Annotated in this window: 12 protein-coding genes; 7 read left to right on the top strand and 5 right to left on the bottom strand. The window is 70.8% G+C overall.

Annotated features, from left to right (window positions below):
- Positions 1-1,557: a SulP family inorganic anion transporter gene (locus tag CHC02_RS17595; protein ID WP_089392743.1), complete on the top strand. Its 1,557-nt coding sequence runs from the start codon at positions 1-3 to the stop codon at positions 1,555-1,557.
- Between the two features lie 220 nt (positions 1,558-1,777).
- On the opposite strand, the gene aroE is transcribed toward CHC02_RS17595, so the two are convergent.
- Both aroE and hemF read right to left on the bottom strand, forming a co-directional pair.
- Positions 1,778-2,599 carry a shikimate dehydrogenase gene (aroE, locus tag CHC02_RS17590; RefSeq protein ID WP_089392742.1) on the bottom strand — a complete coding sequence of 274 codons (822 nt, stop codon included), beginning with the start codon at positions 2,597-2,599 and terminating at the stop codon, positions 1,778-1,780.
- Between the two features lie 63 nt (positions 2,600-2,662).
- Complete coding sequence (gene hemF / locus CHC02_RS17585) at positions 2,663-3,586, bottom strand: oxygen-dependent coproporphyrinogen oxidase (protein WP_089392741.1); 924 nt, start codon at positions 3,584-3,586, stop codon at positions 2,663-2,665.
- Between the two features lie 182 nt (positions 3,587-3,768).
- Here hemF and CHC02_RS17580 point away from each other — a divergent pair, with 182 nt between their 5' ends.
- Positions 3,769-4,746, top strand: a complete 978-nt coding sequence (locus tag CHC02_RS17580) for a quinone oxidoreductase family protein (protein WP_089392740.1) — start codon at positions 3,769-3,771, stop codon at positions 4,744-4,746.
- A gap of 207 nt (positions 4,747-4,953) precedes the next feature.
- Here the strand turns inward: CHC02_RS17580 and tsaC are convergent, their stop codons facing one another.
- The 3 genes from tsaC to CHC02_RS17565 form a co-directional block, all read right to left on the bottom strand.
- Positions 4,954-5,511, bottom strand: a complete 558-nt coding sequence (tsaC, locus tag CHC02_RS17575) for an L-threonylcarbamoyladenylate synthase type 1 TsaC (RefSeq protein ID WP_089392739.1) — start codon at positions 5,509-5,511, stop codon at positions 4,954-4,956.
- 44 nt (positions 5,512-5,555) lie between these two features.
- The gene (dprA, locus tag CHC02_RS17570; RefSeq protein WP_089392738.1) at positions 5,556-6,650 is read right to left on the bottom strand and encodes a DNA-processing protein DprA; all 1,095 of its coding nucleotides are present in this window, start codon (positions 6,648-6,650) and stop codon (positions 5,556-5,558) included.
- Positions 6,651-6,789: 139 nt separating this feature from the next.
- Positions 6,790-7,815: a LysM peptidoglycan-binding domain-containing protein gene (locus CHC02_RS17565; protein ID WP_089392737.1), complete on the bottom strand. Its 1,026-nt coding sequence runs from the start codon at positions 7,813-7,815 to the stop codon at positions 6,790-6,792.
- 137 nt (positions 7,816-7,952) lie between these two features.
- Here CHC02_RS17565 and def point away from each other — a divergent pair, with 137 nt between their 5' ends.
- Genes def through CHC02_RS17540 form a run of 5 tightly spaced genes read left to right on the top strand, consistent with a single transcriptional unit; the run spans position 7,953 to position 12,494 of the window.
- Positions 7,953-8,459, top strand: coding sequence for a peptide deformylase (gene def, locus CHC02_RS17560; RefSeq protein WP_089392736.1), 507 nt, complete (start codon positions 7,953-7,955; stop codon positions 8,457-8,459).
- A 57-nt stretch (positions 8,460-8,516) separates the two neighbouring features.
- Positions 8,517-9,461: a methionyl-tRNA formyltransferase gene (gene fmt, locus CHC02_RS17555; RefSeq protein ID WP_089392735.1), complete on the top strand. Its 945-nt coding sequence runs from the start codon at positions 8,517-8,519 to the stop codon at positions 9,459-9,461.
- Entirely contained in the window at positions 9,458-10,768 is a 1,311-nt protein-coding gene (gene rsmB / locus CHC02_RS17550; protein WP_089392734.1) for a 16S rRNA (cytosine(967)-C(5))-methyltransferase RsmB, read from the top strand. The genes fmt and rsmB overlap by 4 nt, the downstream gene beginning before the upstream one ends.
- A gap of 21 nt (positions 10,769-10,789) precedes the next feature.
- On the top strand, positions 10,790-12,163 hold the full coding sequence (gene trkA / locus CHC02_RS17545; protein WP_089392733.1) for a Trk system potassium transporter TrkA: 1,374 nt from the start codon (positions 10,790-10,792) through the stop codon (positions 12,161-12,163).
- 13 nt (positions 12,164-12,176) lie between these two features.
- Complete coding sequence (locus CHC02_RS17540) at positions 12,177-12,494, top strand: tetratricopeptide repeat protein (protein WP_089392732.1); 318 nt, start codon at positions 12,177-12,179, stop codon at positions 12,492-12,494.
- Positions 12,495-12,601 lie beyond the last annotated feature (107 nt).

Below are 12,601 nucleotides of genomic sequence, written 5' to 3'. Positions count from 1 at the left end.
ATGGAGCGCCTGTATCGCCTGCTGCCGTTCCTCGCCTGGCTGCCGGGCCTCGGCCCGCGCGGGGTGGCGCGCGAGGCCTGGGTCGGCCTGGCCGGCGCGGTGCTGGCCCTGCCGCAGTCCATCGCCTACGCGCTGATCGCCGGGCTGCCGCCGCAGTACGGGCTCTACGCGGCCATGCTGCCGGTGGCGGTGGCCTGCCTGTGGGGCTCGTCGAGGCACATGGTGGGCGGGCCCACCGCGGCCATCTCGGTGGTGCTCTACGCCACGGTGGCGCCCCTGGCGCCGCCGGGCAGCGAGCTGTTCATCCACTACGTGCTGCTGCTGACCTTCCTCGCCGGCCTCCTGCAATGGGCCCTGGGCGCGATGCGCGCCGGGGTGCTGCTGAACTTCGTCTCGCACTCGGTGATGCTCGGCTTCACCCTGGGCGCGGCGCTGGTCATCGCCCTGGGCCAGTTGCCCTACCTGCTGGGCGTGGAAGTACACAGCCGCGGCAGCGCCCTGGACGGCACGCGCCTGCTGCTGGCGCGGCTGGGCGAGTGCGACCCGGCATCCCTGGCCATCGGCCTGCTGAGCCTGGCGGCGAGCCTGCTGTGCCGCTGGCTGCGGCCGCGCTGGCCGGCGCTGATGCTCGGCCTGCTGCTGGCCAGCCTGGCGGTCTGGGCGCTGCCCGCCTGGTTCGGCGGCGTGGCGCGGGTGCAGGCCTTCGCCAGCGCGCTGCCGCCGTTCAGCCCGCTGCAGGCCGACGCGGCGAGCATCGCCGCGCTGCTGCCCGGGGCCCTGGCCTGCGGCCTGCTGGGCCTGGTCACCAGCCTGTCCATCGCCCGCGCCCTGGCCGCGCGCAGCCAGCAGGTGCTGAACGCCAACCGGGAAATCCGCGCCCAGGGCCTGTCCAACCTGCTCGGCCCCTGGTTCTCCGCCAGCCTCTCGGCGGGCTCCTTCACCCGCTCCGGGCTGAACCTCGAAGCCGGCGCGCGCACGCCGCTGGCCGGGGTGTTCTCCGCCGCCTGGGTCGCGGTGCTGGCCGTGGCCGGCGCCGGGCTGATCACCCACATCCCGCTGCCGGCCATGGCCGGCGGCATTCTGCTGATCGCCTGGGGCCTGGTCGACCGCCCGGCGCTGCGCGCCCTGTGGCGCGGCAGCCGCAGCGAGTTCGCGGTGATGGCCCTGACCGCCGCGGCGACCCTGCTGCTGCCGCTGCAGAACGCCATCTACCTGGGCGTGCTGGCCTCGCTGCTGCTCTACCTGCGGCGCACCTCGCAGCCACGGGTGGAACGCTGGCAGGCCAGCGAGGAGGAAGTGCTGCGGGTGGAGGGCTCGATCTTCTTCGGCGCCTGCGACTACCTGCAGCGCCTGATCCAGGCCAGCCAGGGCCGGCGCCTGGTGCTGGACGCCAGGCACGTGAACTTCATCGACTTCGCCGGCGCGCACATGCTCCAGCAGGAAGCCCGAAGGCTGGCCGGGGAGGGCCGCCACCTGGTGCTGCGCCACGCCCGCCCGCGGGTGCGCGAGGAACTGGCGAAGCAGATCGGCGAAGGCGCGGTTTTGCAGGTGGAGTAGGGCGGATAACCGCGAACGGTTATTCGCCCTACGTAACCGGCAACGCCGGCCGGCCCGTAGGGCGCATAACGCCTACGGCGTTATCCGCCATTGCCCTCGGGAGGCACGGTCGTAAGCGGGCCCTGCCCGCGCGAATCGCGCGCAGGGCGCGCTCCTACAGGTGGGACAGCGGTGGCGGGGTAGGACTCCGTCCGCGATCGCCCCATCACCGCACCGATGGTCAACCCGCCAACTGCCGCCGCAACTCATCCAGCACCGGCCGCGAATCCGGCCGCACGCCGCGCCACAGCACGAAGGCTTCCGCCGCCTGCTCCACCAGCATGCCCAGGCCGTCGATGCAGCGCGCCGCGCCCTGTTCGGCGGCCCAGCGGTTGAACGCGGTGGTTTCCTTGCCGTACATCATGTCGTAGCAGACGGTGTGCCCCGGGCGGATCAGCGCCGGGTCGATGGGCGGCAGCTCGCCGGCCAGGCTGGCCGAGGTGCCGTTGACGATCAGGTCGAAGGGCCCGTCGCGCAGGTCGAAGCCGCCGGCGCGCACCTGGCCCAGGTCGGCGAACTCGCGGGCCAGTTGCTCGGCCTTGGCCGCGGTGCGGTTGAGCACCACCAGCGCCGCCGGGCCTTCGGCCAGGAAGGGTTCGAGGATGCCGCGCACCGCGCCGCCGGCGCCCAGCACCAGCACGCGGCGGCCCTTGAGCGCCACGCCGTTGTTCACCACCAGGTCGCGGGTCAGCCCGGCGCCATCGGTGTTGTCGCCCAGCAGGCCGCCGCCGGCGAGCTTCTTCAGGGTGTTCACCGCGCCGGCGCGGCGGGCGCGCTCGGTGAGCTCGCTGCACAGGCGGTAGGCGTCTTCCTTGAACGGCACCGTGACGTTGGCGCCCAGGCCTTCGGCGAAGAAGGCGCGGGCGGCCCCGGCGAAGTCGTCCAGCGGCGCCAGGAGCGCGTCATAGGTGAGCGCCTGGCCGGTCTGCTCGGCGAACAGGCGGTGGATCAGCGGCGACTTGCTGTGGCCGATGGGGTTGCCGAAGACGCAATAGCGGTCCATGGGTTTCCTGAGCTGCAAGCTGAAAGCCGCAAGCTTGAAGCTTTTTGCTTCCCGCTTCCAGCTTCAGGCTTCAGGCTTCAGGCCCAGCCAATCGCGGTCCTGCAGGAAATACTCGGTCAGCCGCGCCTCTTCGCTGCCCGGCTCGGGCTTCCAGTCGTAGCCCCAGCGCACCTGCGGCGGCAGCGACATGAGGATGGACTCGGTGCGCCCGCCGGACTGCAGGCCGAACAGGGTGCCGCGGTCGTAGACCAGGTTGAACTCCACGTAGCGGCCGCGGCGGAACTCCTGGAACTGGCGCTGCTGCTCGGTCCAGGGGGTGTCCTTGCGCTTGCGCACGATGGGCAGGTAGGCCTGGATGTAGGCGTCGCCGATGGCCCGCAGGAAGGCGAAGCAGGTGTCGAAGTCCCACTGGTTCAGGTCGTCGAAGAACAGGCCGCCGATGCCGCGCGGCTCGTTGCGGTGCTTGAGGTGGAAGTAGCGGTCGCACCATTCCTTGTAGCGCGGGTAGACGTCCTCGCCGAAGGGCGCGCAGGCCTCGCGGGCGACCTGGTGCCAGAGCACGCAGTCTTCCTCGTGGGCGTAGTAGGGCGTCAGGTCGAAGCCGCCGCCGAACCACCATACCGGCTCCTCGCCCTCCTTCTCGGCGATGAAGAAGCGCACGTTGGCGTGGGAGGTCGGCACGTGGGGGTTGCGCGGGTGGATCACCAGCGACACGCCCAGGGCCTGGAAGCCGCGTCCGGCCAGTTCCGGGCGGTGGGCGCTGGCCGACGGCGGCAGGCCGGCGCCGAACACGTGGGAGAAGTTCACCCCGCCCTTCTCGATCACCGCGCCATCGCCGATCACCCGGGTGCGGCCACCGCCGCCGGCCGGGCGCTCCCAGGCGTCTTCGGCGAAGCGGGCGGCGCCGTCCTCGGCTTCGAGTGCGGCGCAGATGCGGTCTTGGAGGTCGAGCAGGTAGGCCTTCACGGCCTGGATACGGTCGGTCACGGGACACCCCTTGGAGCGGAAAGCCGCGCGGCGCTTGGGCCGCAGGTCGGAGAGAGGGCGCCAAGCATAGCATTGCCGATGGACAACCAATGCTTGACGGCGATCAACAGGCCGGCTTGGATGAAAGACTTTTCCCAAAGCGTTGCCGGCCAGCCCGGCGGCGCATGCAGCAGGAGATCCACATGGCCAAGCGCATCCAGTTCGCCCGCACCGGCGGCCCCGAAGTCCTCGAGTACCTCGACTACACCCCGGCCGAGCCGGGCCCGAAGGAAGTCCGCGTGCGCAACCGCGCCATCGGCCTGAACTTCATCGACACCTACTTCCGCAGCGGCCTCTACCCGGCCCCGGCGCTGCCCTCCGGGCTGGGCACCGAGGGCGCCGGCGAGGTGGAGGCGGTGGGCAGCGAGGTCACCAGCGTCAAGGTCGGCGACCGCGTGGGTTACGCCACCGGCCCGCTGGGCGCCTACAGCGAGCTGCACGTGCTGCCGGCGGCGAACCTGGTGAAGCTGCCCGACGCCATCGACTTCGAGACCGCCGCCGCGGTCATGCTCAAGGGCCTGACCGTGCAGTACCTGCTGCGCCAGACCTACAACGCCCAGCCCGGCCAGACCGTGCTCTGGCACGCGGCCGCCGGCGGCGTCGGGCTGATCGCCTGCCAGTGGGCCAAGGCCCTGGGGGTGAGGCTGATCGGCACCGTCGGCTCGGCGGCCAAGGCCGAGCTGGCCAAGGCCCATGGCGCCTGGGCGACCATCGACTACAGCCACGAGAACGTGGCGGAGCGCGTGCTGCAGCTCACCGACGGCAAGAAGTGCCCGGTGGTCTACGACTCGGTGGGCAAGGACACCTGGCCGATCTCCCTGGACTGCGCTGCCCCGCGCGGGCTGATCGTCAGCTTCGGCAACGCCTCGGGGCCGGTGGACGGGGTGAACCTGGGCATCCTGGCGCAGAAGGGCTCGCTGTTCGTCACCCGGCCGACGCTGTTCGGCTACGCCAACACCCCCGAGCGCCTGCAGGCGATGGCCGAGGACCTGTTCGGCATGCTCGTCTCGGGCAAGGTCAAGGTGGAGATCAACCAGCGCTACGCCCTGGCCGACGCGGCCAAGGCCCAGACCGAGCTGGCGGCGCGGCGGACTACCGGGTCGACCATCCTGCTGCCTTGAGGGAAACGGCACGGCTTCTCGTAGGAGCGAGCTTGCTCGCGAACAGTGCTCAGCTGTGACTTCGGTGTTTTAGTTTGGCTCCGTCCCCTCTCCCTAACCCTCTCCCGCAAGCGGGAGAGGGTTAGGGAGAGGGCGCTCTGAACGCCAACATCCACTGTCCCCGGCAAATTCGGTTCGCGAGCAAGCTCGCTCCTACGAAGAGCCCCCTCAGGCCGGGCGTACGGTCCGGCCGGTGACCAGGTCGCGGATCACGCTGGGGTTGCGCCGGCCGCCGAGCCTGCCGTCGAGCACGCCGTCCAGTTCGCCGCGGAAGTACTGCTCCACCCGCAGCCGCGAGCGCGCCGCCGGGCGCCCGGCGGGGTTGGCCGAGGTGGACACCAGCGGGCCGGTGAGCGCGCACAGCTCGCGCACCAGCGGGTGTTCGCTGACGCGCAGGGCCACGCTGTCGTGCTGGCCGGTGATCCATTCCGGCAGGCGCTCCTGGTGCGGCACCAGCCAGGTGTTCGGGCCCGGCCAGGTGGCGCCCAGGCGGTCCTGCCATTCCTGCGGCAGGTCGGCCAGCAGGAAGTCGAACTGGCGGATGTTGTCGGCCACCAGGATCAGGCCCTTCTCCACCGGCCGCGCCTTGATGGCCAGCAGGCGGTAGACGGCGTCCTCGTTCCAGGGGTCGCAGCCCAGGCCCCAGACGGCTTCGGTCGGGTAGGCGATGACGCCGCCCTCGCGCACTATCCTGGCCACACGCTGCACACGCCAGCTGCTGATCATCGGCAAACTCCGGGGAAATAACGATTGCGCGGCAGTTTACGTGCTCAGCCGCCGCGATGCACCCAGACGCCGGCCTCGCAGGCCACCTTGCCCTCCAGCTCCAGCTCGGTCAGCGCCGCCAGCACCTGCGGCAGCGCCCAGCCGGAGCCCGCGGCCAGCGCCTCGCTGCCCAGCGGCGCGGCGCGCAGCAATTCCAGCAGCGGGTGCGCCTGCGGCGGCGGGGCCGGCTCGCCGGCCGGAGCCCCGGCGGTCCAGCCGCTCAGGCCTTCGAGGATGTCGTCGATGCGCTCCACCAGGGTGGCGCCCTGGCGGATCAGCTCGTGGCAGCCCCGCGCGCCGGGATGGTGGATGGAGCCGGGGATGGCGTAGACCTCGCGGCCCTGCTCGGCGGCCAGCCGCGCGGTGATCAGCGAGCCGCTGGCCGGGCTGGCCTCGACCACCAGCACGCCCAGGGACAGGCCGCTGATGATGCGGTTGCGCCGCGGGAAGTTGTCCGGCCGCGGCGGGCAGTCCAGCGGCAGTTCGGACAGCAGCGCGCCGCCGCCCTCGACGATGCGCCGCGCCAGCCCCAGGTGGCGGCGCGGGTAGAGCCGGCACAGCCCGGTGCCGAGCACCGCCAGGGTCGGCCCGCCGGCCTCCAGGGCGCCCTCGTGGGCGGCGCCGTCGATGCCCAGGGCCAGCCCGCTGGTGATGGCGAAGCCGCCGCCGGCCAGGCTGCGGGCGAAGGCGCGGGCGGTGTCCAGCCCCGGGCGGCTGGCGCGGCGGCTGCCGACCACCGCCAGTTGCGGCTGCCCCAGCACGCCGCGGGCGCCCTCGACGAACAGCAGCGGCGGCGCATCGGCCAGTTCCGCCAGTAGTGCGGGGTAGTCCTCGCTGTCCCACATCAGCAGGTGCCGGTCGGGCCCTTCCAGCCAGCGCAGGGCCTCGGCCGCCGTCTGGCGGGTGGCTTCGCTGCGCCGCGCCTCGGCGCTGGCCGCCGGCAGGCCGAGGGAGCGCCAGGCCGCGGCGGGCGCGCTGAGGGCGGCGGAAGCGCTGCCGAAGGCCGCCAACAGGGCCGCAAAGCGCCGCGGCCCCAGTTCGGGCAGGGCGTGCAGGCGCAGGCGGGCTTCCAGTTCGGCGGGGGAGGCTTGGCGGGGCATGGCGGCAGTCCTTGGCGCGTGGGCGGGAAGCCCGACTATGCCGCGTCCGCCGGCCGCCGCCTGCCGGACGCTTCGGAAGATGCGGCCGGCAGAAACGAAGAACCCCGCCGCGGCGGGGTTCTTCGTACAGGCGTGGGGATCAGGGGTTGCGCACCTTGTCCTGCACTTCCAGCGAGCGGTTGGCGGTGAGCACCAGGCCGTAGCTGAGGCGGTTGTAGGTGCGGAAGATCATCACCAGGCCGGAGCGCTCGTCGGGGATCTTCACCAGGTCGCCGCTGACGCGGTCGCGCACCGTCTCGCCGAGCTTGTAGATGGCCAGTACGTTGCCTTCCTCGAGGCCGTCGCGGGAGCCCTTGTCGATGGTCACCACGTCGTACTTGCCGATCTGGGTGACGCCGCGCGGCACGTCGATGATGCTGCCCTTGATCGGCGTCTTCGGCTCGCTGGGCATGAAGAGGGAGGTCACCGCGCGTTCCTCGGTGGGGAACAGGCGGTCGCCCGGCCGCACTTCCTGGGTGGTGCGCGTCAGGTTGAGGGTGGCGATGTCGTCTTCCTTGGCGGTCACCCGGGCGCTGCCGACGTCCATGGCGTCGACGCCGAGGACTTCCTTGGTGTCCGGGTCGGTGTAGATCTTGCCCTGGCGGAAGATGCCGTAGCTGCCTTCCTCGGCCAGGGAGTCGCCGCGGGCGTAGGCGCGGTCGCCGGCGCCGCTGACCACGCGCTCGGCATCACCGGCGACCATGTAGGGGGCGTTGCTGAAGTCGCCCTCGCTGTCGACGATGCGGTTGGACAGCAGGAAGGCGTTGATCTTGTCCAGCGGGATGGTCGGCACCGCCTCGGCCATCGGCGTGCTGCGCACCTTGGGCGACAGCTTGATGGTGCCGTGGGAGGCGCCGCGGTTGAGCACCAGGCGCGGCTGGCCGTCGACGTACACCAGGCTCAGGACGTCGCCGGGGTAGATCAGGTGCGGGTTGCGGATCTGCGGATTCACCTGCCAGATCTCCGGCCACTTCCAGGGCTTGCTCAGGAACTTGCCGGAGATGTCCCAGAGGGTGTCGCCCTTGACCACCGTATAGCGGTCGGGGTGGCCATCCCTGAGTTCCACGGCACCCTGCGCCATGCTTCCTGCCGCCAGCAGCAGCACGGCGAGTAGTGTTTTCCTCATGCGGTGAATCCCTTTATTATGTATACACATGAAACACCGGAAAGCCGCCCCTACCGGGCTTTCCAGCGTTTTTCGATGCTGCTCAGCATATTAGCAGCCGATTTTTACTTTATTCCACAAGTGCATCACAAACGCATATGGCCATTCTGAACATCCTCGAATTCCCCGATCCGCGCCTGCGCACGATCGCCAAGCCGGTCGAGGTGGTCGACGATAGCGTGCGCCAACTGGTCGACGACATGTTCGAAACCATGTACGAGGCCCCCGGCATCGGCCTGGCCGCCACCCAGATCAACGTGCACCAGCGCATCGTGGTGATGGACCTGTCCGAGGACAAGTCCGAGCCGCGCGTGTTCATCAACCCGGAACTGGAAACCCTCACCGACGAAATGGGCGAGTACCAGGAAGGTTGCCTGTCGGTGCCCGGCTTCTACGAGAACGTCGACCGCCCGCTGCGGGTGCGCGTCAAGGCGCTGGACCGCGACGGCAAGGCCTTCGAGGAAATCGCCGAGGGCCTGCTGGCGGTGTGCATCCAGCACGAATGCGACCACCTCAACGGCAAGCTGTTCGTCGACTACCTGTCCAACCTCAAGCGCGACCGGATCAAGAAGAAGCTGGAAAAGCAGCACCGCCAGCGCGCCTGACACCCTCCTCCCCAAAGGCTTGCCCCGGCAAGCCTTTTTTCTTTAGCGAGCCCACCCATGAGCCAAGCATTGCGCATCGTCTTCGCCGGGACCCCGGAATTCGCCGCCGAGCACCTCAAGGCCCTGCTCGACACGCCGCATGAGATCGTCGCCGTCTACACCCAGCCGGACCGCCCGGCCGGCCGCGGCCAGAAGCTGATGCCCAGCCCGGTCAAGCAGCTCGCCGCGCAGCACGGCCTGCCGGTGCTGCAGCCGCCGACGCTGCGCGACGCCGCGGCCCAGGCCGAACTGGCGGCGCTGCGGCCGGACCTGATGGTGGTGGTCGCCTACGGCCTGATCCTGCCCCAGGCGGTGCTGGACATCCCGCGCCTGGGCTGCATCAACAGCCACGCCTCGCTGCTGCCGCGCTGGCGCGGCGCCGCGCCGATCCAGCGCGCGGTGCAGGCCGGCGACGCGGAAAGCGGGGTGACCGTGATGCAGATGGAAGCGGGCCTGGATACCGGGCCGATGCTGCTCAAGGTGAGCACGCCGATTTCCAGCGAAGACACCGGCGGCAGCCTGCACGACCGCCTGGCGCGCCTGGGCCCGCCGGCGGTGGTCGAGGCCATCGCCGGGCTGGCCGCCGGCACGCTGGAGGGCGAGGTGCAGGACGACGCCCTGGCCACTTACGCGCACAAGCTGAGCAAGGATGAGGCGCGCCTGGACTGGAGCCTCCCGGCCGTGGAACTGGAGCGCGCCGTGCGCGCCTTCGATCCCTGGCCGGTGTGCCACACCACGCTGAACGGCGAGCCGCTGAAGGTCTGGGCCGCGCGCCTGGGCGAGGGCGGGGGCGAGCCGGGCAAGGTCCTCGGCGCCAGCCGCGACGGCCTGCTGGTCGGCTGCGGCGAAGGCAGCCTGCTGCTGACCCGCGTGCAGTTGCCCGGCGGCAAGCCGCTGGCCTTCGCCGACCTGTTCAACAGCCGCCGCGAGCAGTTCGCCGCCGGCCTGGTGCTCGGCCAATGAGCACCAGCCCGCGCCTCGCCGCGGCCCGTGCATTGGCCGCGGTGCTCGCCGGCCGCGCCTCGCTGGGCAGTTCGCTGCCGCCGCAACTGGAGCTGGTCGCCCCGCGCGACCGCGGCCTGACCCAGGAACTGGCCTTCGGCGCCGCGCGCTGGCAGCCGCGCCTGGCAGCCCTGGCCGCGCGCCTGCTGCAGAAGCCGTTCAAGGCCGGCGACCGCGACGTCGAGGCGCTGCTGCTGGTCGGCCTGTACCAGTTGCTCTACACCCGTATTCCGCCGCACGCAGCCATCGGCGAGACCGTTGGCTGCGCCGACAAGCTGAAGAAGACCTGGGCCAAGGGCCTGCTCAACGCCGTGCTGCGCCGCGCCCAGCGCGAGGGCGAGGTGCTGCTGGCCGACGTCGACCGCGACCCGGCGGCGCGCCTGGCCCACCCGCGCTGGCTGCAGAAGGCCCTGAAGCAGGCCTGGCCGGAGCAGTTCGAGGCCATCTGCGCGGCGAACAACGCCCACCCGCCGATGACCCTGCGGGTGAACCGCCGCCAGGGCAGCCGCGACGCCTACCTGGCCGAACTGCAGGCCGCCGGCATCGAGGCCGTGCCCTGCACCTACAGCCGCGACGGCATCCAGCTCGCCCAGCCCTGCGACGTGCGCGAGCTGCCCGGCTTCGCCGAAGGCCGCGTGAGCGTGCAGGACGAGGCCGCGCAACTGGCCGCCGACCTGCTCGAACTGGCCCCCGGCCAACGCGTGCTCGACGCCTGCTGCGCCCCTGGCGGCAAGACCTGCCACCTGCTGGAGGCCGAACCCGGCCTGGCCGGCGTGCTCGGCGTGGACCTGGAAGAAACGCGCCTGGTGCGCGTGCGCGAGAACCTGCAGCGCCTGCGGCTGGACGCCAGCCTGGTCGCCGCCGACGGCCGCGATACCGCCGCCTGGTGGGACGGCAAGCCGTTCCAGCGCATCCTGCTGGACGCGCCCTGCTCGGCCACCGGGGTGATCCGCCGGCACCCGGACATCAAGCTGACCCGCGCCGCCGAGGACATCCCGGCGCTGGCGCAGCTGCAGGGCGAACTGCTCGACGCGCTGTGGCCGACCCTGGAGGTCGGCGGCATCCTGCTCTACGCCACCTGCTCGGTGATGCCACAGGAGAACCGCGAGTCGATCGCCGCCTTCCTCGCCCGCACCCCCGGCGCCCGCGAACTGGACCTGGCCGGGCCCTGGGGCCTGAAGCAGGACCACGGGCGCCAGCTGCTGCCGCAAGAAGGCGGACACGACGGCTTCTACTATGCCAAGCTCATCAAGATATCCGCCCGCTAGAGCCCGGACGAGCGCGACCCCATGAAGATCATCATCCTCGGTGCCGGCCAGGTCGGCGGCACCCTGGCCGAGCACCTGGCCAGCGAAGCCAACGACATCACCGTGGTCGACACCGACGGCCAGCGCCTGCGCGACCTCAACGACCGCCTGGACATCCGCACCGTGCACGGCAAGGCCTCGTTCCCCACGGTGCTGCGCCAGGCCGGCGCCGACGACGCCGACATGCTGGTGGCGGTGACCAACAGCGACGAGGTGAACATGGTCGCCTGCCAGGTGGCCTACACCCTGTTCAACACCCCGACGCGCATCGCCCGGGTGCGCGAGGCGGCCTACCTGACGCGCACCGGCCTGTTCGACAACGAGGCCATTCCGGTGGACGTGCTGATCAGCCCGGAACAGGTGGTGACCAACTACATCAAGCGCCTGGTCGAGTACCCCGGCTCGCTGCAGGTGATCGACTTCGCCGAGGGCAAGGCCCAGCTGGTGGGCATCAAGGCCCACTACGGCGGCCCGCTGGTGGGCCAGGAGCTGCGCCAGCTGCGCGAGCACATGCCCAACGCGGACACCCGGGTGGCGGCGATCTACCGGCGCAACCGGCCGATCATCCCCCAGGGCGACACCGTGATCGAGGCCGACGACGAGGTGTTCTTCATCGCCGCCAAGGCCCACATCCGCGCGGTGATGGGCGAGATGCGCCGGCTGGAGGAGAACTACAAGCGGATCATCATCGCCGGTGGCGGCAACATCGGCGAACGCCTGGCCGAGGCCATCGAGAACCGCTACCAGGTGAAGATCATCGAGATGAACCCGGCGCGCTGCCGGCACCTGTCGGACAACCTCGACAGCACCATCGTGCTCCAGGGCAGCGCCTCGGACCGCGACCTGCTGCTGGAAGAGAACATCAACGAGACCGACCTGTTCCTGGCCCTGACCAACGACGACGAAGCCAACATCATGTCCTCGCTGCTGGCCAAGCGCCTGGGCGCGCGCAAGGTGATGACCCTCATCAACAACCCGGCCTACGTCGACCTGGTGCAGGGCGGCGAGATCGACATCGCCATCAGCCCGCAGCTGGCCACCATCGGCACCCTGCTGACCCACGTGCGCCGCGGCGATATCGAGAGCGTGCACTCGCTGCGCCGCGGCGCGGCCGAGGCCATCGAGGTGGTGGCCCACGGCGACGCCAAGTCGAGCAAGGTGATCGGCAAGCGCATCAGCGACGTGCACCTGCCGCCGGGCACCACCATAGGCGCGGTGATCCGCGACGAGGAAGTGCTGATCGCCCACGGCGAGACGGTGGTGGAATCCGGCGACCACGTGATCCTCTTCGTGGTCGACAAGAAGCGAATCCGCGACGTCGAACGGCTGTTCCAGGCCGGTCTGACGTTCTTCTGAAGGAGGCCGGGCGATGCTCGAAGGCCTGGAAAAAATGCTCGCCAAAGGCATGGACAACCCGCTGCTGCGCTTCGGCCTGGGCAAGGGTTACCTGGACGCCGGCGATGCCGCCAAGGCGGCGGAACACCTGCGCCGCTGCGTGGAGCAGGACGCGAAGTATTCCGCCGCCTGGAAGCTGCTGGGCAAGGCCCTGCAGGCCCAGGGCGACCTGGACGGCGCCCGCGCCGCCTGGACCGACGGCCTGGCCGCGGCCCAGGCCCACGGCGACAAGCAGGCGGAGAAGGAAATGACCGTGTTCCTGCGCAAGCTGGACAAGGCCAAGGGCGGCTGAACCCGCCGCCCCCTGTAATTGGATGGACTCACCCTCACCGAGGCGTCGAGGCGCCACGGTGGCATTCTAAGAGGCCAGCGACAGTGAGGGTGAGGCCATGAAAAAGC

It is taken from the genome of Pseudomonas delhiensis (assembly GCF_900187975.1).
Taxonomy (GTDB): domain Bacteria; phylum Pseudomonadota; class Gammaproteobacteria; order Pseudomonadales; family Pseudomonadaceae; genus Pseudomonas; species Pseudomonas delhiensis.
Note: the sequence above shows the minus strand (reverse complement) of the source record. Positions and strands in the feature narration are given on the sequence as shown.